The organism is Thermomonospora cellulosilytica (genome assembly GCF_014138835.1).
In the GTDB taxonomy this organism is placed as follows: Bacteria; Actinomycetota; Actinomycetes; order Streptosporangiales; family Streptosporangiaceae; genus Thermomonospora; species Thermomonospora amylolytica.
In genome coordinates this window covers 4408862-4435043 of record NZ_JACJII010000001.1, presented here as the reverse complement: position 1 = coordinate 4435043, position 26182 = coordinate 4408862, and the positions used below count along the sequence as shown (strand labels likewise).

28 protein-coding genes and 1 riboswitch are annotated in these 26182 nt (G+C 72.1%); of the genes, 15 read left to right on the top strand and 13 right to left on the bottom strand.

Features of this window, described 5'->3' with window-relative positions; translation table 11 throughout:
- Positions 1–12: 12 nt before the first annotated feature.
- The gene (locus HNR21_RS20845) at positions 13–672 is read right to left on the bottom strand and encodes an L-ribulose-5-phosphate 4-epimerase (protein WP_312881129.1); all 660 of its coding nucleotides are present in this window, start codon (positions 670–672) and stop codon (positions 13–15) included.
- A gap of 70 nt (positions 673–742) precedes the next feature.
- Positions 743–1774, bottom strand: a complete 1032-nt coding sequence (locus HNR21_RS20840) for a LacI family DNA-binding transcriptional regulator (protein ID WP_182706501.1) — start codon at positions 1772–1774, stop codon at positions 743–745.
- Between the two features lie 170 nt (positions 1775–1944).
- Here HNR21_RS20840 and araB point away from each other — a divergent pair, with 170 nt between their 5' ends.
- Together araB and HNR21_RS20830 are read left to right on the top strand one after the other, a co-directional pair.
- The gene (gene araB, locus HNR21_RS20835) at positions 1945–3585 is read left to right on the top strand and encodes a ribulokinase (protein ID WP_182706500.1); all 1641 of its coding nucleotides are present in this window, start codon (positions 1945–1947) and stop codon (positions 3583–3585) included.
- Positions 3586–4265: 680 nt separating this feature from the next.
- Positions 4266–4490 carry a hypothetical protein gene (locus HNR21_RS20830; RefSeq protein WP_182706499.1) on the top strand — a complete coding sequence of 75 codons (225 nt, stop codon included), beginning with the start codon at positions 4266–4268 and terminating at the stop codon, positions 4488–4490.
- Positions 4491–4576: 86 nt separating this feature from the next.
- On the opposite strand, the gene HNR21_RS20825 is transcribed toward HNR21_RS20830, so the two are convergent.
- Positions 4577–5494 (bottom strand): LysR family transcriptional regulator, encoded by a 918-nt coding sequence (locus HNR21_RS20825; protein ID WP_182706498.1) that lies wholly within the window; start codon positions 5492–5494, stop codon positions 4577–4579.
- A gap of 91 nt (positions 5495–5585) precedes the next feature.
- Here HNR21_RS20825 and HNR21_RS20820 point away from each other — a divergent pair, with 91 nt between their 5' ends.
- A complete protein-coding gene (locus tag HNR21_RS20820; protein WP_182706497.1) occupies positions 5586–6332 on the top strand; it encodes an aspartate/glutamate racemase family protein in 747 nt (248 codons plus the stop codon).
- 148 nt (positions 6333–6480) lie between these two features.
- Here the strand turns inward: HNR21_RS20820 and HNR21_RS20815 are convergent, their stop codons facing one another.
- Both HNR21_RS20815 and HNR21_RS20810 read right to left on the bottom strand, forming a co-directional pair.
- Complete coding sequence (locus tag HNR21_RS20815) at positions 6481–7425, bottom strand: M23 family metallopeptidase (RefSeq protein ID WP_182706496.1); 945 nt, start codon at positions 7423–7425, stop codon at positions 6481–6483.
- 246 nt (positions 7426–7671) lie between these two features.
- Complete coding sequence (locus HNR21_RS20810) at positions 7672–8910, bottom strand: hypothetical protein (protein WP_182706495.1); 1239 nt, start codon at positions 8908–8910, stop codon at positions 7672–7674.
- An 87-nt stretch (positions 8911–8997) separates the two neighbouring features.
- A riboswitch (guanidine-III (ykkC-III) riboswitch) is annotated at positions 8998–9064 on the top strand.
- Positions 9065–9098: 34 nt separating this feature from the next.
- Between HNR21_RS20810 and HNR21_RS20805 the strand changes: the two genes are divergently transcribed.
- Positions 9099–9413 (top strand): DMT family transporter, encoded by a 315-nt coding sequence (locus tag HNR21_RS20805; protein WP_182706494.1) that lies wholly within the window; start codon positions 9099–9101, stop codon positions 9411–9413.
- Positions 9414–9573: 160 nt separating this feature from the next.
- On the opposite strand, the gene HNR21_RS20800 is transcribed toward HNR21_RS20805, so the two are convergent.
- Together HNR21_RS20800 and HNR21_RS20795 are read right to left on the bottom strand one after the other, a co-directional pair.
- Complete coding sequence (locus HNR21_RS20800) at positions 9574–10596, bottom strand: YihY/virulence factor BrkB family protein (RefSeq protein WP_182706493.1); 1023 nt, start codon at positions 10594–10596, stop codon at positions 9574–9576.
- 145 nt (positions 10597–10741) lie between these two features.
- On the bottom strand, positions 10742–11185 hold the full coding sequence (locus tag HNR21_RS20795; RefSeq protein ID WP_182706492.1) for a phage holin family protein: 444 nt from the start codon (positions 11183–11185) through the stop codon (positions 10742–10744).
- A 211-nt stretch (positions 11186–11396) separates the two neighbouring features.
- Here HNR21_RS20795 and HNR21_RS20790 point away from each other — a divergent pair, with 211 nt between their 5' ends.
- The gene (locus HNR21_RS20790; RefSeq protein ID WP_182706491.1) at positions 11397–11792 is read left to right on the top strand and encodes an STAS domain-containing protein; all 396 of its coding nucleotides are present in this window, start codon (positions 11397–11399) and stop codon (positions 11790–11792) included.
- Between the two features lie 57 nt (positions 11793–11849).
- Here HNR21_RS20790 and HNR21_RS20785 read toward each other — a convergent pair whose 3' ends face one another.
- A complete protein-coding gene (locus tag HNR21_RS20785) occupies positions 11850–12884 on the bottom strand; it encodes an anti-sigma factor RsbA family regulatory protein (protein WP_312881128.1) in 1035 nt (344 codons plus the stop codon).
- Complete coding sequence (locus HNR21_RS20780; protein WP_119730167.1) at positions 12881–13195, bottom strand: STAS domain-containing protein; 315 nt, start codon at positions 13193–13195, stop codon at positions 12881–12883. The genes HNR21_RS20785 and HNR21_RS20780 overlap by 4 nt, the downstream gene beginning before the upstream one ends.
- A gap of 152 nt (positions 13196–13347) precedes the next feature.
- On the opposite strand from HNR21_RS20780, the gene HNR21_RS20775 reads away from it, so the two are divergent.
- Positions 13348–14844 carry an FAD-dependent oxidoreductase gene (locus HNR21_RS20775; protein WP_182706490.1) on the top strand — a complete coding sequence of 499 codons (1497 nt, stop codon included), beginning with the start codon at positions 13348–13350 and terminating at the stop codon, positions 14842–14844.
- 147 nt (positions 14845–14991) lie between these two features.
- Here HNR21_RS20775 and ypfJ read toward each other — a convergent pair whose 3' ends face one another.
- A complete protein-coding gene (gene ypfJ, locus HNR21_RS20770; RefSeq protein ID WP_182706489.1) occupies positions 14992–15861 on the bottom strand; it encodes a KPN_02809 family neutral zinc metallopeptidase in 870 nt (289 codons plus the stop codon).
- Between the two features lie 284 nt (positions 15862–16145).
- On the opposite strand from ypfJ, the gene HNR21_RS20765 reads away from it, so the two are divergent.
- The gene (locus HNR21_RS20765) at positions 16146–16376 is read left to right on the top strand and encodes a hypothetical protein (protein ID WP_182706488.1); all 231 of its coding nucleotides are present in this window, start codon (positions 16146–16148) and stop codon (positions 16374–16376) included.
- Between the two features lie 330 nt (positions 16377–16706).
- Here HNR21_RS20765 and HNR21_RS20760 read toward each other — a convergent pair whose 3' ends face one another.
- Positions 16707–17555, bottom strand: coding sequence for a siderophore-interacting protein (locus HNR21_RS20760; protein ID WP_182706487.1), 849 nt, complete (start codon positions 17553–17555; stop codon positions 16707–16709).
- A 532-nt stretch (positions 17556–18087) separates the two neighbouring features.
- Positions 18088–18228, bottom strand: coding sequence for a hypothetical protein (locus HNR21_RS20755; RefSeq protein ID WP_182706486.1), 141 nt, complete (start codon positions 18226–18228; stop codon positions 18088–18090).
- A gap of 466 nt (positions 18229–18694) precedes the next feature.
- Here HNR21_RS20755 and HNR21_RS20750 point away from each other — a divergent pair, with 466 nt between their 5' ends.
- The 7 genes from HNR21_RS20750 (at position 18695) to HNR21_RS20720 (ending at position 23860) form a co-directional block, all read left to right on the top strand.
- Positions 18695–19000, top strand: a complete 306-nt coding sequence (locus tag HNR21_RS20750) for a WapI family immunity protein (protein ID WP_220500233.1) — start codon at positions 18695–18697, stop codon at positions 18998–19000.
- A 132-nt stretch (positions 19001–19132) separates the two neighbouring features.
- Entirely contained in the window at positions 19133–20512 is a 1380-nt protein-coding gene (locus HNR21_RS20745; RefSeq protein WP_182706485.1) for a hypothetical protein, read from the top strand.
- A gap of 72 nt (positions 20513–20584) precedes the next feature.
- A complete protein-coding gene (locus HNR21_RS20740) occupies positions 20585–20929 on the top strand; it encodes a hypothetical protein (protein ID WP_182706484.1) in 345 nt (114 codons plus the stop codon).
- Between the two features lie 209 nt (positions 20930–21138).
- On the top strand, positions 21139–21852 hold the full coding sequence (locus tag HNR21_RS20735) for a DUF4328 domain-containing protein (protein WP_246444845.1): 714 nt from the start codon (positions 21139–21141) through the stop codon (positions 21850–21852).
- A gap of 236 nt (positions 21853–22088) precedes the next feature.
- On the top strand, positions 22089–22490 hold the full coding sequence (locus HNR21_RS20730) for an ArsR/SmtB family transcription factor (protein WP_246442277.1): 402 nt from the start codon (positions 22089–22091) through the stop codon (positions 22488–22490).
- Positions 22487–23203, top strand: coding sequence for a cation efflux transmembrane domain-containing protein (locus HNR21_RS20725; RefSeq protein ID WP_182706482.1), 717 nt, complete (start codon positions 22487–22489; stop codon positions 23201–23203). The genes HNR21_RS20730 and HNR21_RS20725 overlap by 4 nt, the downstream gene beginning before the upstream one ends.
- A gap of 33 nt (positions 23204–23236) precedes the next feature.
- Positions 23237–23860 carry a methyltransferase family protein gene (locus HNR21_RS20720; RefSeq protein ID WP_182706481.1) on the top strand — a complete coding sequence of 208 codons (624 nt, stop codon included), beginning with the start codon at positions 23237–23239 and terminating at the stop codon, positions 23858–23860.
- A 269-nt stretch (positions 23861–24129) separates the two neighbouring features.
- Here the strand turns inward: HNR21_RS20720 and HNR21_RS20715 are convergent, their stop codons facing one another.
- Positions 24130–24969, bottom strand: a complete 840-nt coding sequence (locus tag HNR21_RS20715; protein ID WP_182706480.1) for an FkbM family methyltransferase — start codon at positions 24967–24969, stop codon at positions 24130–24132.
- Between the two features lie 314 nt (positions 24970–25283).
- Between HNR21_RS20715 and HNR21_RS20710 the strand changes: the two genes are divergently transcribed.
- Positions 25284–26057 carry an SAM-dependent methyltransferase gene (locus HNR21_RS20710; RefSeq protein ID WP_376766597.1) on the top strand — a complete coding sequence of 258 codons (774 nt, stop codon included), beginning with the start codon at positions 25284–25286 and terminating at the stop codon, positions 26055–26057.
- Positions 26058–26182 lie beyond the last annotated feature (125 nt).

Genomic DNA, 26182 nt, shown 5'->3' with positions numbered 1-26182 from the left:
GGGTCGGGCCGGTCATTGGCCGTAGACGTTCTGGTAGCGGTCGTACAACTGGTCGATGTCGGCCTCCCGCAGGGGCAGCGGCTCGCCGAGCTGCCGGGACAGGTGGACGGTGCGGGCGACGTCCTCGCACATGACCGCTGCCTTCACCGCGGACCGCGGCGTCTCCCCCACGGTGAAGACGCCATGGTTGCGCATCAGGACCGCCGGGCTGCGCCGACCTGCGAGGGTATCCACGATCCCCTTGCCGATGTCCGCACCGCCGATCAGCGCGAACGGCCCCACCGGGATCTCACCGCCGAACTCGTCGGCCATGGCGGTCAGCACGCAGGGGATCGGCTCGTTACGGGCCGCCCAGGCCGTGGCGTAAGGGGAGTGGGTGTGCACCACCCCCCCGACGTCGGAACGATGGCGGTACACGTAGGCGTGGGCGAACACGTCGCTCGACGGCTTGAGCGTCTGGCCCTCGACCGGACGGCCGTCCAGGTCGCACAGGACCATCGAGTCCGCAGTCAGGCGGTCGTAGGGAACGCCGCTCGGCTTGATCAGGAAGTGCCGGTCGTCGACCTTCGCGGAGACGTTGCCCGCCGTCCACACCACCAGCGCGGCCTCGACGAGCGTTCGATGGAGGTCCACCAGCTCTCGGCGGAGCTGGGCACTGTGCGGATCGTTCACTGCACCTCTCAATGTTATCGCTAACATTTCGGCCGCCGGAAAGGCGGACGCATTTCGGTCTGCGGGTCGGCTAACGACGGCCGCCGGTGCTGTCCCGGACGACGAGTTCGGGTTCGACGACCTGCCGATGGTGCGCGCCGTCGGCGCCGGACGCGCTGATGCGGTCGAGCATCAGCGTGAAGGCGCGCCGGCCGACCTCGCCGAAGTTCTGCCGGACGGTGGTGAGCGGGGGCGAGAAGTAGGGGGCTTCGGGAACGTCGTCGAAGCCGACGACGCTGACGTCCTCGGGGACCCGGCGGCCCGCCTCGCGCAGCGCGCGCAGCAGGCCGAGGGCCATGGCGTCGTTGGCGGCGAACACCGCGGTGACGGACGGGTCGCGGGCCAGCCGCTCGCCGAGCCGGTAGCCCGACTCGGCCGACCAGTCCCCCACCAGCACCTCCGGCACCTCGCGGCCCTGCGCGGCCAGGGTCTGGCGCCAGCCGGCCAGCCGGCCGCCCGAGTCGACCCAGTCGGCGGGACCCGACAGGTGCCAGACGGTCTCGTGGCCCAGGCTGAGCAGGTGCCGGACGGCCCGGACGGCGCCGGCGCACTGGTCGACCGAGGCGAGCGGGAAGGGCAGGTCCTCGGCCGCGCCGACCACCACGATCGGCAGGTCGGGCGGCAGGTCGCGCAGCCCCTCCGCGGCCGACTCGTGCGGCGCGACGATGATGATCCCGTCCACGCCCTGGCTGCGCAGCCGGTCCACGCCCTCGCCGATCGACCTGCGGTTGAGCTCGCTCAGGCTGACGATGCTGATCAGGTAGTCGTGCCGGCGGGCGGCCCGTTCGATCCCGTACAGGGTGGAGGCCGGACCGTAGAGCGTGGTGTCGAAACTGACCACGCCGAGCACGTTCGAACGGCCCGTCGCCAGGACGCGCGCGGCGAGGTTCGGCCGGTAGTCCAGCGTCTTCATGGCCGCCAGGACGCGGTCGCGGGTCGCCGGCCGCACCCGCTCCGGGTTGTTGAGGACCCGGGAGACCGTCATGGCGGAGACGCCCGCCAGCTCGGCGACGTCCTCCATCACCGGCGGGCGGCGCTCGCCGGGACGCCCGTCCTCGTCCATCCCGCCTCCCCTCGTCCCACGGCCCGCCGTGTGGCGGCCCTCACAAATGTTTGCGATAACCAACCTGGCTGTCAATACACCGCCTTGCCCGACTTTGCTTGCGACAGGCGTTGACGTCCGTATTTGGTAGCGCTAACAATCGGGGCTCGACCCGAGCCCAAGGAGGACACGTGGACCAGCAGGTAGTGATCGGGGTCGACTACGGAACGCTGTCGGGACGCGCCGTGGTGGTGTCGGCGGCGGACGGCGCCGAACTGGGCGGTGCCGTGGTCGAGTACCCGCACGGGGTCCTCGATCGGCGTCTGCCCTCCGGTGTCCGGCTCGGCCCCTCCTGGGCGCTCCAGGTCCCGCAGGACTGGCGCGAGGTGCTGCGGCGGGCCGTGCCCGCGGCACTGGCCGCGGCGGGGGTGCGGCCGGAGCAGGTCATCGGCATCGGCACCGACTTCACCGCGTGCACGGTCCTGCCCACGACGGCCGACGGCGCCCCGCTGTGCGAACTCGACGACCTGCGCGACCGGCCGCACGCCTACCCCAAGCTGTGGAAGCACCACGCCGCCCAGCCCCAGGCCGACCGGATCAACGCCCTGGCCGCCGAGCGCGGCGAGCCCTGGCTGCCGCGCTACGGCGGGAAGATCTCCAGCGAGTGGCAGTTCGCCAAGGCCCTGCAGGTCCTGGAGGAGGACCCGGAGGTCTTCGCCCGCGCGGACCGGTGGATCGAGGCGGCCGACTGGATCGTGTGGCAGTTGTGCGGACAGGAGACCCGCAACCTGTGCACCGCCGGGTACAAGGGCATCCACCAGGGCGGATACCCCTCCAAGGAGTACCTGGAGGCCCTGCACCCGGGCTTTTCGGGGCTGTTGGCCAAGCTGGATCATCCGCTCAGCGCCATGGGCGAGCGGGCCGGCGGCCTCAGCGCCGCCGGAGCCGCCCTCACCGGCCTGCCCGAGGGGATCGCCGTCGCGATCGGCAACGTCGACGCCCACGTCACGGCGGTCGCCGCCCGCGCGGTGGAACCCGGCCAGATGCTCGCGGTCATGGGCACCAGCACCTGCCACGTCATGAACTCGGCGGTCCTGGCCGAGATCCCCGGCATGTGCGGGGTCGTCGAGAACGGCATCGTGCCCGGGCTGTGGGGTTACGAGGCCGGCCAGTCCGGCGTCGGCGACATCTTCGCCTGGTTCCTGCGCTGCGGCCTCCCGCCGGAGTACGCCGCCGAGGCACGCGAACGCGGCATCAGCGGCCACGAGCTGCTCACCGAGAAGGCCGCCCGCCAGCAGGTCGGCGAGCACGGGCTCGTCGCCCTGGACTGGCACAACGGCAACCGGTCCGTCCTGGTCGACCACGACCTGTCGGGCGTCCTGGTCGGCTGCACCCTGCAGACCGCCCCCGAGGACATCTACCGCGCCCTGCTGGAGGCCACGGCGTTCGGCACCCGCACGATCATCGACGCCTTCCAGACCGCGGGCGTGGAGGTCACCGAGCTCATCGTCGCCGGCGGCCTGCTGCGCAGCCCGTTCCTCATGCAGCTCTACGCCGACGTCATCCGCAGGCCGCTCAGCGTCATCGACTCCGAGCAGGGACCCGCGCTCGGCGCCGCGATCCACGCCGCCGTCGCGGCCGGAGCCCACCCCGACGTCCGCACGGCCTCGGCGGCGATGGGCAAGGTCCGCAAGAACGCCTACGTCCCCGACCCCCGCCGAGCCGACGCCTACGACGCCCTCTACGCCATCTACACCGAACTCCACGACCACTTCGGCCGGGACACCGACCTCCTCCACAGACTGCGCCGGATCCGCGACACCGGAAGGTGATCTCGTCACCAGGTGTGACGCACAGGGGCGGATCAACGCTGTAGGAGGTGTCGGGCATCGGCCCCCGCGATGCCCGCAGCGCCATCGGGCCCACCGAGGCATGCGGTGGTGCTGGTCCCGCCCCGGTGACCCCCTTTCCGGGGCGGGACACGTCCGAGCACGTGGGGTGTCCGACCTGCCCTCCGGTGCCGGTGCGGCGCCGGAGGGCTGTGGGTTGGGCGGCGGGAGCGCGGGAGGCGGCGCGGCTGGTGCACCCGAACGCGGTGGGGGTCCATGACGTCGACTCCGGCCGTGGCCGGGCCGATGAACGCCACCCAGGTGTCGCCCACGCTGACCCCCCCGGTCCCCGGCACGCCCGACCGCGGCCGGACGCCCCCGCGACTCCCCCGCCGGGGCCGGCGGGTCCGCCGCCGGTGTGGACCTGGCTGGGGGAACGGCCGTCGCCGGGTTCCTGCTGGCCGCCGTGGGCGCACTGCCCCTGGCCCAGGTGCCCGCCACGGGCGATGCCCGGGTTCACGTCCTGCCCGGATTCGCCGTCGCCGGTCTCGGGCTCGGGCGGCGTTCGTCACCGCGGGCCGTCTTCCACAGGAGTCCGCCGCCGAGGCCCTGGAGGCGACCGACCCGGCGCACGTCCAGCGCTGGGTGCTGCGCGACCGCAAACCGCTCAAGCAGGCGCGGGCATGGCCACCGAGGACGGCTACTTCCTGGGCCGCCGCCCGGCCGGCGTGGACCTGTCCGACCACACCGCCGAACTTCCCTGGCCCGACGTCGAACGCGCCTTTCTCATCGCCGTCAACCGCATCCCCGGCGACTTGTGGACCGGCCCCGAACGGTACGCATGGCGCGTGGTCACCCCGACCTTTTCGGAGTTCGCCGCGAAGCTGGGCCTTCTGGCATCACCATGACCGGTCGGCATGGCGTCTCCGGAGGGCCATGCCGTGGGGGACTCGCGCGGGATCTGGGGACGGTGAGCGGGGCCGCGCCGGGTGGTTCAGCGGTCCTCGTTCCGGGGCGGTCGTGCGAGGGCGTCGTTGAGGACCGACCAGAACTGGGGAAGGAGCGGGTTGGGATCGTCCGCCCGCCAGACCAGGTGCAGGGACGTGACGGTTCCCGCGAGACGGCGGGGGATCACGCCGTCCCGGCGGAGCACCCGGTAGGAGTCGGCCATGACGGCCGCGCCGAAGCCGGCGGCGACCAGGGCCAGGAGCGTCTGGACGGTCCGGCCGTGGGCGCCGATGCGCGGCACCACCCCGGCCTGATGGCACAGGGCGATGATCTCGTCGTAGGCGCGCGGTGAGGCTTCGCGCGGCCACATCACCAGGGGGATGTCGCCGAGCGCGGACAGGGGTGCCGGACCGCGGGCGGCGGCGAGCGGATGGGCGGCCGGCAGGTAGAGGGTGAGCGGCTCCCGGGTGAGCGTGCGGCTGTCGAGCCGGGCGTCGTGGACGGGGAGCCGTTGCACCGCCACGTCGAAGTCGCCGTCCAGGACGCCCGAGGACATCTCGACGTCGTCGAACACCTCCACCAGCCGCAGATCGACGTCGGGCAGCCGGCTGCGGAAGCGGCCGAGGGCCCGGCCCAGCGGCCCGTTGATGCCCGAGCCGGCGAACGCGACCGTCAGCCGTCCGGCCCTGCCCCGGGCCGCCCGCCGCGCGTCGTCGAACGCCGCCTCGGCCTCGGTCAGCACCCGGCCGGCACGCTGCACCAGCGCCCGGCCGGCGGCCGTCGGGGTCAGCCCGCGCCCCGAGCGGACGAACAGTTCGAAGCCCAGCCGCCGCTCCAGGTCGCGCAACTGGCGGCTCAGCGTCGGCTGGCTGAGCCGCAGCCGGCGGGCGGCGCCGCTGATCGACCCCTCCTCGGCGATCGCGATGACATGGCCGAGCAGGCGGAGGCCATACCTCTCAGGCATGGCCGCCATGCTATTCAATGCCCCGAAGCTGGAGGCCGACGGTTTCCGGTCCAGCATGGAACGCACACATCGTTGGACCGCTGGAGCCGATATGAAGCACATCGCTGAAGCCGGCACGAGGCATTTCGGCGTTCTCGCGCACAGCTGGGAGGGCGGCTCCCTGTGCTTCCGCACGTTCTGCCAGGAGGGTTTCGCCGAACTGGGCGACCACCGGCATCCGGACGTCACGCTGGACTGCATCGCCTTCGGCGGCAGCATGGCGGCCTGGGACGCCGGCGACCACGACTCGATCCGCCGCACCCTGGCCACCAGCGTCGAGCGGCTGGCCCGCGCGGGCGCCGAGTTCTTCGCCTGCCCGGACAACACCGCGCACCTGGCCCTGGAGCGCCCGGGGCCCGATCTGGCGCTGCCGGGTCTGCACATCGCCGAGGTGGTCGCCGACCACGCGCAGCGGAACGGCCACCGGCGGGTGGGCGTCCTCGGCACCCGCTACACCATGGAGGGGCCGGTCTACCCCCGCTCACTGGCCGCCCGCGGGATCGCCGCCGAGATCCCCGGCGCCGACGACCGCCGCACCGTCAACGAGATCATCTTCTCCGAGCTGGTGGCGGGGGTGTTCACCGAGGAGTCCCGCAAGGAATACGTCCGCGTCATCGAACGGCTGGCGGCGCGCGGCTGCGACGCCGTGGCGCTGGTGTGCACCGAGATCCCGCTGCTGGTGCCCCCCGAGGTCTCCCCGCTGCCCACCCTCGACTCCACCCGCCTGCTGGCCCGCGCCGCCCTGGACGTCTCCCTCGGCCGCCGTCCCATGCCGACCTGGCGCGGCGGCCCGATCTGAGCACACCGCGACCCGCATGACATCGCACCCGGAACAGCGCCTCGCGGACCTCGGACTGGCGGTCCCGGACGTCGTGCCACCGGTCGCCGCCCGTGTTCCGGCGGTTCGCGGCGGCGCGTACGTCCACACGTCCGGGCCGCCGTGGATGTCAGCCGCAGTGCTCGAACGGGCTGGTGTAGGAGGCGGGGCCGATCGTGCCGCCCCACTTCACGCATTTGCCGGGTGCGGCGGCCTTGACGGGTCCCGTGTAGTACGTGAAGTCGCCCCTGTCGCTCCTGGTGGTCCCGCCCTGGACCTGCAGGGTGGCGGCCATGGCGGTCCGGGCTCCCTTGGGCTTGACGGCGATCACGCAGTTGGTGCCGTCCTTGTAGCCCAGGTAGACCTTGCCGTAGGTGACGCCGTTCTTCTTCAACGTCGCCTCGTCGATCTTCTTGTAGCCGCTGCCGCAGATCTCGGCGACCTTCGAGGGAGCTGCGGGCGCGGCGCAGGCCGTCAGCGTCTGCTGCGGGTAGCCGAACCTGCGGCCCCCGAAGTAGGCGGCGACGGGCGGGTAGGCGCCGTTGAGCCGTACCTCGTAGTGCAGGTGGGAGGACATGCCGCTGTTGCTCGGCCGGGTGGTGCGGCCGACCGCGCCGATCTTCTGGCCCGCGGCGACCTGCTGGCCGACGCCGACGGACCGGTACTTCAGGTGCGCGTACCAGGTGGTGTAGCCGCCGGAGTGCTGGATGACGACGTGGTTGCCGAAGCCGCTCTCGTTCACGTGCCTGGTCGACCTGATGACCTTGCCCGCGGCGGCGGCCACGACGGTGTCGCCGTTGTCGGCCTCGGGGGTGCCGCCGCGGTTGAAGTCGATCTCGTACCCGGTGTGGGCGCTGCTGGCGCTGGAGTTGCCCCGCCAGGTCTGCCCGCAGGGGAACGGGAGCCGGAACGCCGGCATCGCCGCCGCGGCGGCGACCGGGCGCACCGACACGGGATCGGCCGCGGTCGCGGTCGTGGTGGCGGCCGGCCGCGTCAGCGCGACCACCGCGACGACCGCGGTCAGGCCGCTCGCCGCGGTGAGCGCGTACCGGCGTCGGATCCTCCATCGGCTCATCTGCACAGTCCTTCACACTCGACCCTGTGACAGTTCTCGATCATGAAGGGCGGGCGGGATCCGCGCAATCGGCCTCACTCGGGCAGCGAGATATTCACCCTCCGGTGGGAACGGCCGAGAAGCATTATTCGGCATGCGTCCACAGGCAATTAACGCCCGCTTTCCCGTAAGGCATGCGCAGCCGCCGGGCTTGAGCGGTTCCGGCGCGGCGGCTCGCCGGTCGAGCAGGCGGGGACGTCTGAATCTTCAGTCCTGATGACGGGTGTGCAGCCGGTCGGCGGCGGCGGCGCGTACCTCGTCGTTCTCCAGCGGATCGTCGCGGCGGGCACGGACCCGTGCCAGCATCGCCGGGGCGGCGGCGGTGCAGGCCAGGCGGCGGACCCGGGGCTCACAGTCGTCCAGGGCCTCGTCGAGGTACCGGTCGGCGTCCTGCGGTGCGGCCCCGCGCAGGCCGGTGAGGATGTCGGCTCGGGCGTAGGAGTGCGTGGTGGCCGCCCACGCCTCCCGCAACACCGGGGCCGCCCGCGCCGCCCGCAGGCGCCCCAGGCCACGGGCGGGTGCCTCGGCCGCGCACCAGTCACCGGCCTGGACCGCGTCGGTCAGCGCCTGCAGCAGCACGTCGAGGTCACCGGCATCGCCGTGGTCGGCCAGCACGTCGATCCCATGGGCGGCCAGCAGCGCATCGTCCCCGGCCGCCCAGATCCGCGCCCGCGGCAGCGCCGCCGCCCCCAGTTCCCGCAACGCCCCCGCCAGCCGTGGAAGGCCACCCCAGGCGTTGCGGAGGGCGCGTTCCTCGGCCAGTTCCAGCACCACCAGATCGCCCCGGCGGCCCAGCTCCACCAACGCCGGCCAGAACGACCTGCGCACCAAGGCCACCAACTGTCCGCCGGTCATAGCCGTGACATCCGGCGGTTGCCGCCGGGCAGCCGAGGCCCGGTCGGCGTGACGGGCCCGCAGGGCGTCCCGGATCCTCGGCTGGGCCGAACTCCACGCCGCCCAGGGACCCCACCCCGGATCCACCGCATCACACAGCCCGGCATCGTCTGCCCGCGCGAGCACCACCTCCGCCAAGCCCTCGCACAGGGCCGGGCCGCCGGACTCCCACATCGCCTCCAGCGCCCACCGCCAGTACCGGCCCTCGGCCACGTACCGGCGCAACGGCCCCACCGCATCACCCCGACCCCGCCCGGCCATACCGACCAGCACATCGATGGCCAGACCGGCACGCCACTCGTCATCGCCGGCGGCGTCCACCCGGGCCAGCAGATGCCCGGCGATCGGCCCCACCGGCAACCCCAGCCCGACGACCAGCCGGGTCAGATACCACGCCCGCGCCTCCACCTGCCGATCCTCCCGAGGATCCCGGCGGATGCAGTCATAGACCAGCTCCCCCGCACCGGGCACCGACACCGCCCGCCGCGCCCCCACCCCACGACCACGCTGAAGCCGCCCATGCAACGTGCCCGCCGGCTCCAGCCCACCCATGGCCCCCAGCATCACAACCCACAGCCCCGACCACCACCGATTAAGGGGCGGTTCGCCGTCTCTGCGGGGGTTGGTACCGTGGAAGGCGACTTGCCGAGGGCATCGGCAGGTCCCGGACGAGCACGTCGTACCCGGCATGACAAGACGGCGTAGACATGTGACCGTCGTTGTAGCGGAGGTACGCCGTCGTGGCGTGGATCGTCCTCATCATCTCCGGTGTTCTGGAAACCGTGTGGGCCGCGGCGCTGGCCGCGTCAGGCGGCCTGTCCCGGCCGCGGCCCAGTGCGCTGTTCGCCGTGGCGCTGACCGGGAGCATGGTCGGCCTGGGCTATGCCCTGCGCACCATTCCCCTGGGCACGGGATACGCCGTGTGGGTGGGCATCGGGGCCGCCGGCACCGCCGCGTACGGCATGACGGCCCTGCACGAGCCGGTCACCGCCGCCCGCCTCGTCTGCCTGACGATGATCGTCGGCGGGGTCGTGGGGCTGAAAGCCCTCCACTAGGCCGTCTCCGACGGCTCCTGGACGACGCCGCGGAGCCGGATCACTGCGGGCGATGCCTCAGTGCCGCATCGTCTGCACCCCTTGAGACGTGGGCCTGCCGCCCGGCTCAGGGGTAGGGGCCTGGCGGGGCGGCAGGGGTCCGGTATGCGGTGAGGTCGGTTCAGCGGGTGTCGCCGGGGGGCTTGCCGGTGCGTTCGTCGTCGTCGAAGGTCCGGGTGTCGCGGAGCTCCACGTAGGGTTCGGCGTCGGCCGGGTGACCGGCGGCGATGGCGCGGCCGCGTTCGAGTTCGGCGTTGAGCTCGGCGCCGAGCAGGATGGCGATGTTGCTGATCCACAGCCAGACCAGGAAGACGATCAGCCCGGCGAGGCTGCCGTAGGTCTTGTTGTAGGAGCCGAAGTTGGCGACGTAGAAGGCGAATCCCGCCGAGGCGGCCAGCCACACCACCAGGGCCAGCACACCGCCCGGGGTGACCCACCGGAAACCCTGCCTGGCGTTGGGCGAGGCCCAGTACAGCAGCGCGAACAGGAAGTTGACCGCCAGCAGCAGGACCGGCCACTTGGCGATGCTCCACGCGGTGACCGCCGCCGAGCCCAGGCCGAGGACGTCTCCGGCCCGCTGGGCCAGCGGCCCGGAGATCACCACCGCGATCGCCGAGGCGGCCAGCAGCACCAGCGTGAGCAGGGTGACCGCGATGCGGATCGGGACGGTCTTCCAGATCGGACGGCCCTCGGGCACGTCGTAGACGGCGTTGCTGGCGCGCATGAACGCCGCCACGTAACCCGACGCCGACCAGATCGCCGCGGCCAGGCCGAGCAGCGCGACCAGGCCCGCCCCCTGCCGTCCGCGCTGCAGTTCGTTCAGGGCGTTGGTGAGGACCTGTTTGACCGCCCCGGGCGCCAGGTCCCCGACGTTGGTGATCAGTCCCTGGGACAGCGCCGTGCCGCCCAGCCCGACCAGGGACACGATCACCAGCATGGCCGGGAAGATCGACAGGACCGCGTAGTAGGTGAGGGCGGCGGCCCAGTCGGACAGGTTGTCGTCCTTGAACTCGCCGAAGGAGCGTTTGACCGCCTCCCACCACGAGGTGGGGGCCAACTGGGTCGGTGTCCGCGGGGCGGGACCGGTGCCCGACGCGCCGCCCCGCCCCCGCCCGGCGAGCCGGGCCTTGGTGTCGGCATTCATCGTCAGAAATCCCCGTGAGGTCGCTCGTGGGTTCAGGTCGCACAGGTCACCGGGCCGGTGGCCCGGCGCTCGGCCTCTTCGCGCGGTTGCTCACGCGTACCGGAGCCCGGCGTGTCCGAGGAGGTGGCGCTGCTTTGGCCGGTGGTCATCGCCGCGCCCTTTCCTTGACCTCCGCCACGTCCCGCCGAGCGCCGGCGATGGCCTGCTCGGGCGTCGGCGGCGCCGCCCGGGTCGTCTCCTTGCGGCCCATCACCGCCAGCACGCCGGCCACCGCCAGCAGCACCACCGCGACGATCAGCGCCGCCGCCCACACCGGCAGCGCCACCGCCAGACCGGCGATCACCGCCGTCACCAGCGCGCCCATCCCGTACGCCGCGACCAGCCCGGCCCCGCCGAACAGCCCGGCGCCGACCCCGGCGTGCCTGCCCTTGTCCTTGACCTCGGCCACCGCCAGCCGCAGTTCCGCGCGCACCAGTTCCGAGATCTGCTCGGCGGCCTGCTTGACCAGCTCACCGGTCCCCTGCTCGGGCCGTGCCCCGTCCGACGCCGTCGGCGTTCCGGCCGAGGTGGACGGCTGCGTTCTGCTCATCGCGTTCTCTCCCTGCCAGGAACAGGCCACGTGCTGCTTTGCCGTGGCTTGGATGCTTGCTTCCCGAACGTTGAACGCCCCTGTTCCCCAAGCCAGGGACCTAAACAGCCCACCGGCGCGCGACCGCCGCGAAAGCCCCTGGGCACCACCGCCCGCCGCGGCCCTCTGCGGCGGGGGCCGGCCGCACGCGCCTCCCCTACCCTTGATCGCTGTGGAGAGCGATCGGGTGCGGGTGTCGCATCGGCGGGTGTCGGATGTGACGGTCATCCGGATCGCCGGTGAGCTGGACGTGGACGCGGTCGACGAGGTCACCGCGGCCATCGACCGCGCCCGCCGGAGCGACGATGACCGGCTGGTGTTCGACCTGGGCGGGCTGGAGTTCCTGGACAACATGGGGCTGCGGGCGCTGATCGCCGCCTGGAAGCACGCCCGCGCCCACGGTGGTGCCGTGCACCTGGCGGCGCTCCGGCCGAACGTGCGGTGGGTGCTGGACGTCACCCAGCTGAACGCCTACCTGCCGATCCACGCCGACGTCGAGGACGCCGTCCGCGCCGCCACGGCGGCGTCCGCGGACGCCCCGGCCGAAGCCGAATGGGACGAGACATGACGACGGCGCCCGCGGGACCTGCGTCTCGCGGGCGCACACCGGCCGGGTTCGCGCCGGTCAGATCCCGTCGCGGGGGCGGGGCGGGCGGTCGAAGTGGACGCGGATGGTGGTGGCGCCGGGGCCGGTGTGGATGCGGACCAGGTCTGCGAGCTGGTTGACCAGCAGCAGGCCCCGTCCGCCGGGCACGTGGGGAGGGACGGGCCGGCGCCCCGCCAGCGGGTCGGTGATGTGACCGCCGTCGTCGACCTGGCAGACGAAGTGCTCGCCGGTGGTCCAGATGCGCAGGATGCCGCGGCCTCCGCCGTGGATCACGGTGTTGCAGGTCAGCTCGTTGACGGCCAGTTCCGCGTCCAGCGCCCGTTCCCGGGTGAGCCCGGCCTCGACGGCCTGCTCGATGACCGTCGTACGGGCCCGCATCAGCGTCGAGTCGTCGATGGCCAGTTCGACCACCGGCCCGGCCGGATCGGGGAGCGGCCGGTTCCCGGCCGCCACGCCCAGGCCGAGATCGTAACGGTCGCTGACCGTCGTGACGTCGCCGTCCACCAGGACCGGATGCGTGACGGCGGCGTCGGCGAGCACCCGGTCGTCGAGGGCGGCGGCGTCGTAGGGACACAGGATCGCCACCGGCCGTCCGGTGAACGCGGCGTTGATCAGCGCCTCGTGCTGGACGCAGGCCGGATATTCGACCCGGCTGCGGCCCGCCCAGATCGGCTCGCCGATGATGCGCACGGGGGCGTGGGGGTGCCGGTCGGCGAACGCCCGCAGCACGCCGGGGATGATCCGGCCGGGGTTGCGGCCCGCGGCCGTCATGTCCACCCAGGTCACCGCGTCCGGGTCCAGGGCGGGGTCGGCGGCCAGGGCGTCCCGCAGCAGCGTCAGGCTCTTCCGGGGGGCGGCGACCGCGGCCGGATGACCGGCGGTCAGCGCCTCGGCCAGGAACGGGACGGCCGTGGCGAGGTATTCCTCCGGGGAGCGGTAGAACAACGCCGGATGCCACAGGTCCTCGCGGCCGGGATGCCGTGCCGCCGTGCCGTCGGAGCCGGTCCGGGGGTCGTGGCCCTGGGAGTCGGGGACGGGAAGCGTGCTGGTCACGGGCGAACCTCGATTCCGGGCAGCTCGGGCCACAGCACCTGGAGGATGCGGCACAGCCCCGCCGGGGGCCGGTGCAGCACCAGCCGTCCGTCGGGCCACAGCCGGGTGGCCAGCGCCGCGATGACGGCCGCGCCTCCGGCGTCCACTGACGTGACGCCGGACAGATCCAGATGCATGTCACCCCCTGCCGGTGTCCGGGGCTGTGCCGCCGCCAACGCCGACTGCCATTCCTGCCGGTTGAGAACGTTGATCTCACCGCTGATCTGGAGGCCGGAACGTCCGGTCCACGGTTCGACCCGAAACCCGGTCATACCGTTTCCTTTCGCCCCTTGTTCCCGGCCACGCCCGAATCACACGATCCTAGCCGCATGACGCCGCGTCCCCGGTGCGGGCGAGGGGGTGTTCCGCCTGCGTCCGCCGCGGGTGAAGGTAGCGGCGGGCTCCGAGGGGAAGAGTCGGGGGCATGGAAACCGCAGGGTCGTACTGGATCGCCTCCACCGACGCGACGTCCCATCCCCCGATGACCGAGGACCTGGAGGCCGACGTGGCCGTGGTCGGTGGCGGGATCGCGGGTCTGTGCACGGCATGGGAGCTGGCGCGGGAGGGCCGGTCGGTGGTGGTGCTGGAGGCCGGCCGCATCGCCGCCGGCGTCACCGGTCACACCACGGCGAAACTGTCCGCGCAGCACACGCTGGTCTACGCCCGGTTGCGCAGGTCCCACGGCGCCGAGGCCGCCCGCCTGTACGCGCGTTCCCAGCAGGACGCCGTCGACCATGTCCGGCGCACCGCGGCCGGCCTGGGCATCGACTGCGAACTGGAGGACCGTCCCGCCTACACCTACTCCGACGACGTCGACCTGATCCGCGCCGAGGCGGACGCCGCCCGCGAGGCCGGACTGCCCGCCGCGCTGGTGACCGCGACGCCTCTGCCGTTCGCGGTCGCCGCCGCCGTACGGGTCGAGGACCAGGCCCAGTTCCACCCCCGCAAGTACCTTCTCGCGCTCGCCGAGCAGATGACCGGCCACGGTGTCCGGATCCATGAGCGCACCCGGGTCGTCGGCCTGGCCGAGGGCGACCCGTGCACGCTGACCACCGAGGACGGGCACAACGTCACCGCCCGGGACGTGGTCGTGGCCACGCACTACCCGGTGTTCGACCGGGCGTTGCTGTTCTCCCGGCTGCGGCCTCGCCGCGAACTCGTCGTCGCCGGTCCCATCCCCGCCGACCAGGATCCCGAGGGCATGTACATCACGCCCGACCAGGGCACCCGATCGGTCCGCACCGCCCCCTACGGCCCGGGGCGGCGGCTGCTCATCGTCACCGGCGAGACGTTCACCCCGGGGACCGACGAGGTGACCGGACGGTTCGAGCGCCTGGCCGGCTGGACCCGTGAGCACTTCGGCTGCGAGCCCGACCAGCGGTGGGCCGCCCAGGACAACGAAAGCACCAGCGGCCTCCCGCATGTGGGGCCGCTCCACCCGCTGGCCGCGCACGTCCATGTCGCCACCGGTTTCAACGGATGGGGCATGAGCAACGGCGTCATGGCCGGGAAACTGCTGGCCGCCAGGATCACCGGCCGGGACCTGCCGTGGGCCGGCCTGTACGACCAGCGCCTCCCGAACCCGCTGCGGGAGGCCGGTCCGGTGCTCAGGCTGCAGGCACACGTCGCCCGGCACTTCGTCGGGGATCGGCTGGCCTCGCCCCAGGCCGACTCCGTCGCCGACATCGCGCCGGGCAGCGGCGCCGTCGTCCGCGTCAAGGGTGAGCGATGCGCGGTCTACCGTGAGCCCGGCGGCTCGCTCCACGTGGTCTCCGCGACCTGCACCCACCTGGGCTGCCTGGTCCGCTTCAACGATGCCGAGCACACCTGGGACTGCCCCTGCCACGGCTCACGCTTCGCCCCCGACGGGACGGTCCTCCAAGGCCCGGCCAACCGTCCCCTTCCCCCTCGCACCGCATGATCGGACGGCGATCCCTCCGCCCGTGCGGCGCAGACCTCGCCGGACCTGCCGCGGGGGTCTGGGCCTGGTTCCGTCAGCCGAAGTCGCGCTCGGGGTGGGGATGCCCCCTTATCCATCGGCTTGAAGAGCGCTCATGGGCCACAGGGGTCAGATGGAGCCCGAGAAGGTGTCGCAGGCGTTCGGGTCGCCGGTCTGGTAGCCGGTGGCGAACCACCTGTGCCGCTGCGCCGACGTGCCGTGGGTGAACGAGTCGGGGTCGACCCTGCCCTGGGCGCGTTCCTGGATGCGGTCGTCGCCCACGGCCTCGGCGGCGTCGATCGCCTGCCGGATGTCGGCGTCGGTGAACGGCTTGCTGTAGAAGCCGGTGTCCACCGCGTGCTTGGCCCAGACGCCGGCGTAGCAGTCGGCCTGCAGTTCCAGCCGTACCGAGCCGCTGGTGGCGCCCTTGGGGTCGGCCTGGGCCTTTTCCGTGGCGCCGAGCAGGTTCTGCACGTGGTGCCCGTACTCGTGGGCGATGACGTACGCCTGTGCGAACGGGCCGCCCTCGGCGCCGAAGTCCCGCTGGAGTTGTCCGAAGAAGGTCAGGTCCAGATAGACCTTCTGGTCACCCGGGCAGTAGAACGGTCCCACGTCGGAGGTCGCATGACCGCACGCCGTCCGGGTGGCCTGGCTGAACAGCCGGGTCCGCGCGGGGACGTAGTCCCGGCCGTCTCGCTCGAAGACCTCGCTCCAGTACCGCTGGATGCTGTTGACCACGCCGACGACCCGGCAGTCCTCGGACTGGTCCGCGTCGTTGCCCGTACGGCACTGCGCGCTCAGGTTGCCGGCGGGCTGTGCCTGCCGCTCCGGCCCGCCGCCCCCTCCGCCGGTGATGTCCACGCCCAGCAACAGAGCCAGCACCAACCCGACGATGCCGACGGCACCGCCGCCGATGGCCAGCCCTCCGCCAGGGAAACCGCTTCCACGGGCGTCCTCGACCTGTGACGCGTCAAGCCGTGCGTCGTCCTCGAAATCCATCCGGCGCTCCTTACGACCCTGCCGAACGCCGTCTTCCCTCCGATTCGTCTCCTAATCGCCGACCCCGCGCCGCCGCCTTCTCCGGTACCGCTGCGAGCAGGGCATCGCCGAAGATGTCGTCGCCTTCCCGGCCGTACCGATGAGCGGTTTCCCAGTGGGCGCGGATGAGGCGGCCGGCGACGGGGAGGACGTGCGCAAAAAGCCCGCATGTCGTCGGATCGGACGAACATGACAATCGAGCGCGGGGGTATGCCGTGAACCTCATCGAAAGGAGGTGAGAAGCGATGAGGTTCCTGAGCGGTCTCGTCAACGGGCTGCTCGCTCCGATCGTGGGCCTGCTGTCGCTGCTGGTGCGCGGCCTGCTGGCCTTGGTCGTCTGGCTGCTCGCGACGGTCCTCATGCTCGTGTCGCTCGTGCTGTGCGTGACGATCCTGTTGCTGCCGCTGGGCATCCCCCTGTTGCTGTTCTCGCTGCGTCTCTACGGCTACGGCGTCCGCCTGGTCGTCGGCGGCTGACCCCGCCGCAGGCCGGACGAATCAGGCCCCAGGGTGACCCCGCCGCTCAGCGGGCGATGCTGATCCCGTGGCCCCGTGCACATGCCGTACTCCTGAGCACGGGCATGGTGGTGTGTCCACGCCATTGGGCAAAAGCCCGCGAGATGAGGATGTAGGGCGCGCCCATCGCGCGGCCCCGCGCGTGTTCATGGCGTCGATACCGGGCGCGGTGCCTCATGCGCCGACCGCTGCGGCATGCGGACTCGGGTGAGATCGGCGGGGTCGCCCCGAGCGAGCCGGAGCCGCCCGTTCCGGTGAGGCTGCAGAACGCCGCACCGGGCCCAGGCCGGCTCAGACCGCGTCCTGTTCCTGCTCGACCTGGCGGTTCCACTCCCGCTTGGTGGCCTGCCAGCCGTCCTCGTCCTGGCCGAGCCGCCAGTAGCCCGAGATGGACGCCCGCTCCCGGGGAATCCCCCGCTCGATGAGCAGCAGCCGTCGCATCTCCTTGACGAAGCCCGCCTCACCGTGCACGAACGCCTGGGGGCTTCCCTGCGGGAGGTCCGCTTCGGTGACGGCGCGCAGGAGGGCCTCGCCGACGCGGGAGTCCCCGCGGTGCACCCAGGTGACCGTCGCGTCGCCCGAGGGCTCCAGCTTCTGCTCCTCCTCCGGGCCGCCGACCTCGATGAAGGCCAGCGCCCGCGCGCCGGCCGGCAGCTTCTCCAGGGACGCCGCGATGGCGGGGAGCGCGCTCTCGTCGCCCGCCAGCAGATGCCAGTCGGCGTCCGGATCCGGCGCGTAGCCGCCCCCGGGGCCGGCGAAGCGGACCTCGTCTCCCGGCCGGACCCGGGAGACCCAGGGACCGGCCAGGCCCTCGTCACCGTGGTGGACGATGTCGACGGTCAGCTCGCGCCGCTCGGCGTCCCACCTGCGCACGGTGTAGGTGCGCATGCGGGGCCACTGCTCGTGGGGGAGGTCGGCCCGGATCCGCTGGAGGTCGAAGGGCTCCGGATACGTCACGCCCTCGGCGGGGAACAGCAGTTTGATGTAGTGGTCGGTGTACTCCCCGGCGGTGAAACCGGCCAGGCCCGGCCCGCCCAGCACGATGCGGAACATGTGCGGGGTGAGCCGTTCCACGCGCAGCACCTGCGCGTGGGTGACCCGGGGGTTCCTGCGTCCGGGACGTTCTGGACGTTCCGTCATCCGCGCCCTCCGCCCCTGCCGGCGCGTCCGGCTTCCGGACGGGGCCCGCGGTGGTGTTCGCGATGCCGATACACGATCGTTTCCTCTCGTTCGGGCGTCTCGAAGAGTCTCGACTGTTCTACGATAACTCAGCGATATATCTAAGTCATGTCGCCGGCCAGCGCGAGCCCCCCCTCGCCGCGGTCCCCGCCGCCCGACGCCGTCACGAACCGGCGGCCTCGGCGGGAACCTTCACGCCCAGCCTCTCCGAGGCTGCGACGAGTTCCTTCCGACCTTCGGCCCACCGGAACGCCACCGGAGCCCCGCTGGGCCGAGGTCATCGAGCTGCGCTCGCCGGGATAGATCTCCTCCACGCCGTCCACCTTCGGCAGCCCCTTGAGCGTCTCGACCGTGGTGCCGACGGAGGCCGCGAACTCCTCACCGGCCCCGAACGCCGCCGGCCGAGCGGGTCCATCCCAGGACGTAGGCCGTTGACGACGCCGACCGGCACGCTCGCCCCGATCGCGCCCCCTGTGCGGACACGAGCCGGGGTTCACAGATCGCTGACGTCCAGGATGTCGTCGAGGAACTCCGGTCGCCGGTCCTTCGGTATGCGCGCCTTGACCGTACGGCTCAGCCGGGTCCACCACTTGTGGGCTTCGTCGTGGATGCGGTAGGGCATCGGATGCCACAACCGCGGATCCTCGAAGTCGACCCCGGGACATCGCCTCGTAGAACGGTTCCGACCATTCACTGACCGGCACCTTCCTGAGGAATTCCGCGTACATGGCGTCACCCGTCAGTATCTTTTTCTCCTGGCGCAGGGAACGCCCATCCGCAGATCGAGGTTGAGTTCTTCGCGGAGATAGGGTGCGAAGAAGGACCGCCGCCGCTCCTTGAACAGATCAGGGAATTCTCTGTACAGGTAATTGATCGGGCAGACGAGCGAGCCCGCCCGGCAACCCGGCAGCCCCGGCACGCGGACCCGGGCATGCGGGGGGTTCGGGGCCCTGGGGTCGCCGCAGCGCGCCCCCGGCCTCCTCGGCCGCCTCTTCCGCAGCCCGTCAAGGTCGTGAATCGAGCCCGGCGGCGCGGTGACCACTCCCGAAGGCGGCTGGTCCTTCACCGATCCGTGTCTGCTGACCCATGAGGCCCGTTAGGTGACCGATTGGCTGCGCGAGGTGGCCGCGGGGACGGTGGCCGTGACCGGACCCGATGCCGAAGGCCGGCTGTCCCCGGACACATGGTTCGTCGAGCCGGTCCTGGCCTTCAGCCTCGCCGACCGAAGCGAGGACGGTGCACTGATCCGCGTCCATCTGTCCTTGGAGGCGGCACCCCCGTGGCGGCAGGGTGACGAGGGGGCGGACATCTACCAGTACGCCGTGGAGATACGAACGGACACGGCTGCGCTGCTTCACGCGGCCCGGCAGTGGGATCTCGCCCTGGCCTCCTTCCCGGCCCGCTGATCGGCGTTAGACCCGCCAGGGAAACGGTCCGTGCTCGTGCCGCAGCCGACGGGAGCGCGGTGGAACGGGCTCCGTGGTCCGCCGTATCGCGAAAATCGCCGCTTTGTCGGTGCCGGCTGCCATTCTGGGCCGGTGGATCAATACGAGCAGATCGAATCGGTCGTCCGGCTCGCGCGGGCCCTGCACGACGTCGACTGGGGCGACTGGACGCTCTCGGCGCTCCGCGACCTGGTCGACGCCCGGCCGGGCTGGTCGCTCGGCGAGCCGGGGCCCTTCGACGTCATGATCCGGCCCGGCACCGGCGAGCGCGACGTGATCGTCTCGACCGGCAAGCACGGCCCCGAGGCGACCCGGTACGGGTGGGCGAGCGTTCCCCTTCCGGCGGCGCTGCACGAGCCCGAGGCCTTCGCCGCGCTGGTGGAGGCGCTGCAGGAGGTCGGGGCGCCCGTCCCGCACCGGGGGACGGCCGCCGCGCCCGGTCTGCGCTGGCGCGACGACCGGCGCGTGATGATCCTCCAGCGGAACGCCAAGAGCGTCTGGCTGGCCGTCCACCCGGCGCCCGTCCCGTACGTCGGCGAGGTGGCGGCGGCGCTGCACGACATCGAGCACGGTCCGTGGACGCTCGAGGACCTGCGGGCGCTGGCCGACGCGCGGCCGGGCTGGGAGCTGGACGGCGACCTGCTGCGCGTCGGCGGCGGCGAGTTCCCCTGCGGGCGCGGCCGGGTCCGCCTGCTCGAGTACGCGGAAGGCGCCTCCCTCGAGCAGCGCAGGGCGGCCTTCGGCGACCTGTTCGACGCGGTGGTCGGCGGCATCGGCGACCCGACGCTCCACGGCGGCTCGGCCGACGGCCCCGGCGTCCGGTGGCGCAACGAACACCGGCTGCTGATGCTGCGCGGAGACCGCCGGGGCGTCTGGCTGGAGTCCCACCCGACCGAGGAGATCGAGAACGAGGAGTACCGCACCTTCGAGTGGGGCGGCGCGTGGAACGCGTCCGAGCCGTCCGACTTCGGCCACCTGCCCTACCTCTGGCAGCTCGACCGCGAAGGGCCCGGAGACAATCCCGTCTTCTGGCCCGGCGGACGGCTCGCGACGAGCATGAAGCACCTCCGGGAGGCGCTCGAGCTGCTGCTCACCGCGTTCGCCGAGCAACTGCCCGCGCAGATCGGCAACGAGTGGGCGACCTTCCAGATCCGCAGCCGCGCGGGTGCCGGACGCATCGTGGTGACCTTCGACCCCGGTCGCCTGAACGTGTACGCGTACGACCGTGCCGAGGACGATCCGGACGACAAGGCCGCGCTCATGCGGGACCGCGGCTGGCAGGAGCGCGAGAGAGGGTGCTGGCGCACGTCCTTCCCGCATCCCGACGAGGCGTCGGCCGCCGAGGCCGCGCGTCTGATGGTCGATGAGCTGGAGGACTGGGGCGCCGTCGACCCCGCCGAGGACCTGTTCTCCGCGGACGTCAGCTGCAACGACTACGGCTGGTTCCGCCTCACCGGCCTGGGCGTCGGCTGACGGTCGTGGTCTCCTTGGGGGTGCCGACCGGAAACGTCGCGGACCGGGACCCTGCCGGGGCGAGGAGGGCGCATGGGCGAGAGCGATCCGCACATCCATGTCGAGTCGAAGGTGATCCACGGCGACGCCGCCGTCCGCAACGTGCTGGCGGCCACGTTCGGCCTGGCCGGTGACCTGCCGAGCCTCGTCACCACCGGATGCGGGCTGCGGGTGCCGTACGCGATGACCTCTCCGCGTCCGGACGGCGTCACCTGCCTGGCCTGCCGTGAGCACGCGCGGCTCGAGCACCTCCGCCTCGCGGAGTGGGTCGAACGCCTGGGCCGCATGCCCGGATCGAACGTCGGCGCCGCCCAGGTGAAGCAGGCCGCGGACAGGCATCGCGACCTCGCGGAGAAGTTCTCCGACGCGCCGGGCTGAGCCGTACCCGGGACGACGGCGGAGCTCATGGCCGGGACGGCCGCCCGTTCACCATGCTCGGCTTCCGTCCGACGGCGAAGCTCCGCAATCCGCACGCCCCCGGCCGACGCGAACGTCCGGAAAACACGGAGACCGGGCGGCTCGACCGCAATATGATCAAGCCCCCTCGAGTCGATCTTCTCCTGCCTGGAATGCGAGGAGTGTTCGTGATGCAGCCGAATCCCTGGCAGGTCCAGGCGGGAATGACCAGCCACGCGGGCGAGGGGCCGGTCCGGCCCGCCTGGGTCGTCGGGGCGCTGACGGTGGCCATGCTCGGCGCCTGGATGGTGGTGGCGCTGCTCAGCGCGGTCGCGCTGGGGCTGCACGTCCGGCTCCTGGACGGCACCGGCGGCTCCCTGGACCAGGAGGAGCTGGCGAAGCTGCAGGACAGCGACTCGCTGATCCTGCTCATCACCGTCGTGCAGGTCGCGGTCATGCTGGTCACGGCGGTGCTGTTCTGCCTGTGGCTGATGCGCGCCCGCACCAACGCCGAGCACATCATGCACCTGCCGCAGCGCTTCGGCAGGCCCTGGGTGGTGTTCGGCTGGGTGATCCCGATCGTCAACCTGTGGATCCCCAAGCAGGTCGTCGACGACGTGTGGCAGGCCAGCACCGGGCAGGCCGACGGGCGCAGGTCCCGATGGGTGCTCGCCTGGTGGGCGTGCTGGCTGGTGTACGTGATCGGCGACCGCATCGTCGCCAACCTCGGAGCCGACGACCTGGCGGCCGAACGCGGCCAGACCATCGCCGCGATCATGCTGATCATGCCCGGCATGGCCGCCGCCGCCCTGGCCGCCACGGTCATCTGGAAGATCAACGCGCTGCAGCAGGCCCAAAGCGACCGGATCACAGCGCCCCTCGCCGGCGGCGCCCTCCCCGGATGACCTGCTCCTGACCACGCCCCTCCTGATGGACCGCGAGGACCGTCCGGGGTACGGGGCACGGGCGGGACAGGCGCTGCGGGCCTCAACGCCTGCCGGGAAGGCCGAGAGAAGACCCGCCTGGTGCCGACCTGCCCCACCGGCCAGTACCAGGCGCTGGCCGCGGGCAGGGCTCGGGTCTGGTCTTGGCCGCCGGAGGGTCTTGCCGAGTGATCCCGGTCTGGGAATATCATCACGATATGGCGATTGATTCCGAATGTGGAATGACCTCCCGGGACGGCCTGGCTCCGGCGGCGGCGCTGTTCCACTCGCTGGCCGATCCGGTGCGGCTGTCGATCGTGCAACGGCTGGCGTGCGGCGAGGCGCGGGTGGTGGACCTGACCCGGGAACTGGGGCTGGCGCAGTCGACGGTGTCCAAGCACCTGGGGTGTCTGCGGGGCTGCCGCCTGGTGGACTACCGGGCCGAGGGACGGCAGTCGTTCTACTTCATCGCCGCCCCTGAACTGCTGGATCTGCTGCGGTCGGCCGAGTCGCTGCTGGCGGCCACCGACCAGGCGGTGGCGTTGTGCCCGACCTACGGCACCGGCGCCGAGCCGGCCGGGGGCCGGGCCGGACTGCCCGTGGAGGGGGCGGCGTCGTGAGCGCCGTGCTGAGCGTGGGCCCCTCATCCGAGCGGCGGGCGGTGCTGGCACGGCGGGTGCGGTGGCTGGTGGCGGCCACCATCACCTACAACCTCATCGAGGCCGCGGTGGCGATCACGGCCGGGACCATCGCGTCGTCGGGGGCGCTGCTGGCGTTCGGGCTGGACTCGATGATCGAGGTGGCCTCGGCGGCAGCGGTCGCCTGGCAGTTCGCCGCCCGCGATCCGGCCGTGGTCGAACGCCGGGAGAAGACGGCGCTGCGGATCATCGCGGTGTCGTTCTTCGCGCTGGCCGCCTACGTCACCGCCGACTCCGTCCGCGCGCTGACCGGCGCGGGCGAGGTGGAGCACTCCACAGCCGGGCTGGTGCTGGCCGCGCTGTCCCTGGCGGTCATGCCCGGCCTGTCGTACGCGCAGCGCCGGGCCGGGCGGGAACTCGGATCGGCCAGCGCGGTCGCCGACTCCAGGCAGACGTTGTTGTGCACCTACCTGTCCGCGGTCCTGCTGGTCGGCCTGGCGGTCAACAGCCTGTTCGGATGGTCGTGGGCCGATCCGGTCGCCGCGCTGGTCATCGCCGCGGCCGCCGTCAAGGAAGGCCGTGCGGCATGGCGTGGGGACGCCTGCTGCGTTCTGCCCGCATCGGGGCCGGTCACGGACGAGGCCGCCGCACCGGACGGATGCGCCTGCGGGCCCGGCTGCGGCCGCCGTTCCTGACCCGCCGCCCTCAACCGACATCGAGGAGCCGTCATGGCGTTGACCGCGCTGCTCATCTATCTGATCTGGGCGTTGCTGGCGTTCGGGCTGCGCAGCTGGGTGCAGTGGCGCCGCACCGGCGATACCGGATTCCGTGGCGCGCACCTGCGACCGGGGAGCGTGCAGTGGTGGGCCCGGATCCTGTTCACCGGCGCGCTGGTGATCGGTGCCGCCGGCCCCGTCGCGGCCCTGGCCGGCCTGCCTTCCCTCGGTGCGCTGGACCGGCCCGCCGTCCAGACGACCGGAACGGTCGTGGCGCTGCTCGGGGTGGCCGCCACCCTGGCCGCCCAGATGTCCATGGGCGATTCATGGCGCATCGGCGTGGACGAGGCCGAACGCACGGCCCTGGTCACCACCGGCGCGTTCGCCCTGGCCCGCAATCCCATCTTCACCGCCATGATCATCACTGCGGCCGGGCTGGCGGCCATGGTCCCCAATCCCGTCACCCTCCTCGCCCTGGCCCTGACCGTCGTGGCGATCGAACTGCAGGTCCGCATCGTCGAAGAGCCCTACCTGCGACGCACCCATGGCGATGCCTACGAACGTTACGCCGCCGCCGTCGGCCGCTTCCTGCCCGGCATCGGACGCCACCGCCGACGGCACACGCCAACGGCATGACCGCCGGCGAGGGACCAGGAGAGCAGCGAAAGCAACCGCCCATCGATCAGATGCAATGCGGCTGGACGGCGGATCTCCGCAGACTCCTTTGGGACCCCGGCGCCGCCACCGTCGCCACGCGAGCAAATATGAAGGATCATTTCCGATTCATCCGGGCCACCTGGACAAAGACCGTTCGGCCGCGCCGGAGAGAACGGTGACAGTGCCGAGCCGGGCATGAGACCACCGTGGGTGAGAGGTGTCAGCGGACGCTCGGGTCACGAAGCATTTCAGTTGTGGGCCGTGGATTCGGTCACCTGGGGGTCGATGGTGAACAGCACGGAGTTGACGTAACGCCGGCCCGGTCGCAGCAGCCTGCCGACGAATCCGCGGTCCAGCTCGTGCAGCGTCTGCCGCTGGTGGGCGACCAGGTCGAACTCGGCCAGCGGGATCCAGCCGGACTCCAGCAGCACGTGCCCGGTGTAGCCCCACCCCCGCAGCAGGCCGAGCACCTCCGGCATCTGCCGGTGCCGCTCCTCCAGCTCGATCAGCAGGTTGGGCAGGTCGCGCCGGATGGTCTCCTGCGCGCCGCGCAGCGCGTTCAGCTCATGGCCCTCGATGTCCAGCTTGATGAAACGCACGTCCTTGAGCTGCAAGCTGTCGAGGGTGACCTGGGCGACGGTGACCGGACGGCCGACACCGCCGCCCACCGAGGAGATCCCCGCCAGCGCACCGGACTCCGGGATCCACAGATCGATCTGGCCGCACTCGTCGGAGGCCGCCGCATGCACCACCTCGGCCTGGGGGAACGCGCGGCGCAGCACCCCGGCCAGCTTCGGATCGGCCTCGACGGTCACCACCCGGTCCGCCCGGCCCACCAGGCGGCGCGCCCACGGACCGAACCATCCCCCCACGTCCACCGCGGTGCCCCCGGCGGGCACGAAGTCCTCCAGCCGGGCCAGCTCCGGCTCCAGCCGCGGATAGACCGCCCGCACGAACGAGCCGATCAGCCGTGCCGGCACCACCGCCGAAAGCCCACGCCCCAGCCGCCTGCGCCCGGCTCCCCCGGCGTCCCGTTCGCCATCCGGATCCTCCGACCCGGACTCCATGGTGGGGGTGTCGTCGCTCATCGGCCCGCTCCATCACATCAAGATGCGGCAAAGGTACCGGGCAATGATCAACAAACCCATGCCGAGCGCCCGAACGGGATCATTTCGTTGCAATCAAGACGACCTCGAACGCAGCCGGGCAGATCCGGGCGGCTCAGCGTCAGGTCCGTCACCCGCGGCCCGCCTACCCACTCAGGTGGGAATCGGCTCGGTGCCACGGTGATCAGAGTGATGATCGTGCGGGGTGGGGTCGTCGGCGCTAGATTGAACGCCGCGCGAGTGACGGTGGGGAGGCGTGTGCGATGACCGAGCAGGAGCCGGGTTCCGGGTGGCCTGTGATCGATACCGGTACGCCGCATTCGGCGCGGGTGTGGAACTACTGGCTGGGCGGCAAGGACAACTACGAGGTCGACCGGCAGGTGGGCGAGCAGGTCATGGCGGCCTACCCCGACATCGTGCACATCGCCCGCCAGTCCCGCGCCTTCCTGGTCCGCGCCGTGCGGTTCCTCACCCTGCAGGCCGGGATCGACCAGTTCCTGGACCTGGGCACCGGACTGCCGACGGCCGACAACACCCACGAGGTCGCCCAGCGGGCCATCCCGCACGCGCGCATCGTGTACGTCGACAACGACCCGATGGTGCTCGTGCACGCCCGTGCCCTGCTGACCTCCACCCCCGAGGGCCGGGCCGCCTACATCGACGCCGATGTGCGCGACGTCGACCGGATCCTGGATGCCGCCGCGGCCACCTTGGACTTCTCCCGGCCGATCGCGGTGATGATGCTGGGCATCCTCGGCAACATCGACGACTACGAAGAGGCCCGCACCATCGTGCGGCGCCTGATGGCGGCCGTGCCGTCAGGGTCGTACCTGGTCGTCAACGACGGCACCAAGGACGCCAAGGCCGAGGTCGCCCAGGCCGCCGCCGACATGCGCGCCCAGGCCGGCGACCCCTACCGGCTCAGCACCCCCGACCAGATCGCCGCCTACTTCGAGGGCCTGCAACTGGTCGAACCCGGCGTGGTGCGCACCGCCCAGTGGCGACCCGACCCCCACCAGCTCAACACCCAGGTGCTGGACGTCCACTGCGGAGTGGCCAGAAAGCCCTGACACCGGCCGCCGCTGCCGCCGGGAGGCGGAGTGTTCCAGCCGCATCGCCACTGCGGGTCACGAGCACGTTCCGGCGGAGGCTGCCTCCCGTGCATCCCTGAGGGGCGTTCCCGAAGGGATGGGGA

What these genes read in the sequence shown, in the direction of transcription:
- HNR21_RS20815 (WP_182706496.1), bottom strand. Translation starts at nt 7,425, where the DNA reads ATGAGCCGATGGAGGATCCGACGCCGGTACGCGCTCACCGCGGCGAGC.
- ypfJ (WP_182706489.1), bottom strand. Translation starts at nt 15,861, where the DNA reads ATGGATTTCGAGGACGACGCACGGCTTGACGCGTCACAGGTCGAGGAC.
- HNR21_RS20780 (WP_119730167.1), bottom strand. Translation starts at nt 13,195, where the DNA reads ATGACCGGGTTTCGGGTCGAACCGTGGACCGGACGTTCCGGCCTCCAG.
- HNR21_RS20795 (WP_182706492.1), bottom strand. Translation starts at nt 11,185, where the DNA reads ATGAGCAGAACGCAGCCGTCCACCTCGGCCGGAACGCCGACGGCGTCG.
- HNR21_RS20800 (WP_182706493.1), bottom strand. Translation starts at nt 10,596, where the DNA reads ATGAATGCCGACACCAAGGCCCGGCTCGCCGGGCGGGGGCGGGGCGGC.
- HNR21_RS20775 (WP_182706490.1), top strand. Translation starts at nt 13,348, where the DNA reads ATGGAAACCGCAGGGTCGTACTGGATCGCCTCCACCGACGCGACGTCC.
- HNR21_RS20830 (WP_182706499.1), top strand. Translation starts at nt 4,266, where the DNA reads ATGGCCACCGAGGACGGCTACTTCCTGGGCCGCCGCCCGGCCGGCGTG.
- HNR21_RS20735 (WP_246444845.1), top strand. Translation starts at nt 21,139, where the DNA reads ATGCAGCCGAATCCCTGGCAGGTCCAGGCGGGAATGACCAGCCACGCG.
- HNR21_RS20740 (WP_182706484.1), top strand. Translation starts at nt 20,585, where the DNA reads ATGGGCGAGAGCGATCCGCACATCCATGTCGAGTCGAAGGTGATCCAC.
- HNR21_RS20730 (WP_246442277.1), top strand. Translation starts at nt 22,089, where the DNA reads ATGGCGATTGATTCCGAATGTGGAATGACCTCCCGGGACGGCCTGGCT.
- HNR21_RS20810 (WP_182706495.1), bottom strand. Translation starts at nt 8,910, where the DNA reads ATGGGTGGGCTGGAGCCGGCGGGCACGTTGCATGGGCGGCTTCAGCGT.
- HNR21_RS20720 (WP_182706481.1), top strand. Translation starts at nt 23,237, where the DNA reads ATGGCGTTGACCGCGCTGCTCATCTATCTGATCTGGGCGTTGCTGGCG.
- HNR21_RS20820 (WP_182706497.1), top strand. Translation starts at nt 5,586, where the DNA reads ATGAAGCACATCGCTGAAGCCGGCACGAGGCATTTCGGCGTTCTCGCG.
- HNR21_RS20765 (WP_182706488.1), top strand. Translation starts at nt 16,146, where the DNA reads ATGAGGTTCCTGAGCGGTCTCGTCAACGGGCTGCTCGCTCCGATCGTG.
- HNR21_RS20825 (WP_182706498.1), bottom strand. Translation starts at nt 5,494, where the DNA reads ATGCCTGAGAGGTATGGCCTCCGCCTGCTCGGCCATGTCATCGCGATC.
- HNR21_RS20715 (WP_182706480.1), bottom strand. Translation starts at nt 24,969, where the DNA reads ATGAGCGACGACACCCCCACCATGGAGTCCGGGTCGGAGGATCCGGAT.
- HNR21_RS20760 (WP_182706487.1), bottom strand. Translation starts at nt 17,555, where the DNA reads ATGACGGAACGTCCAGAACGTCCCGGACGCAGGAACCCCCGGGTCACC.
- HNR21_RS20840 (WP_182706501.1), bottom strand. Translation starts at nt 1,774, where the DNA reads ATGGACGAGGACGGGCGTCCCGGCGAGCGCCGCCCGCCGGTGATGGAG.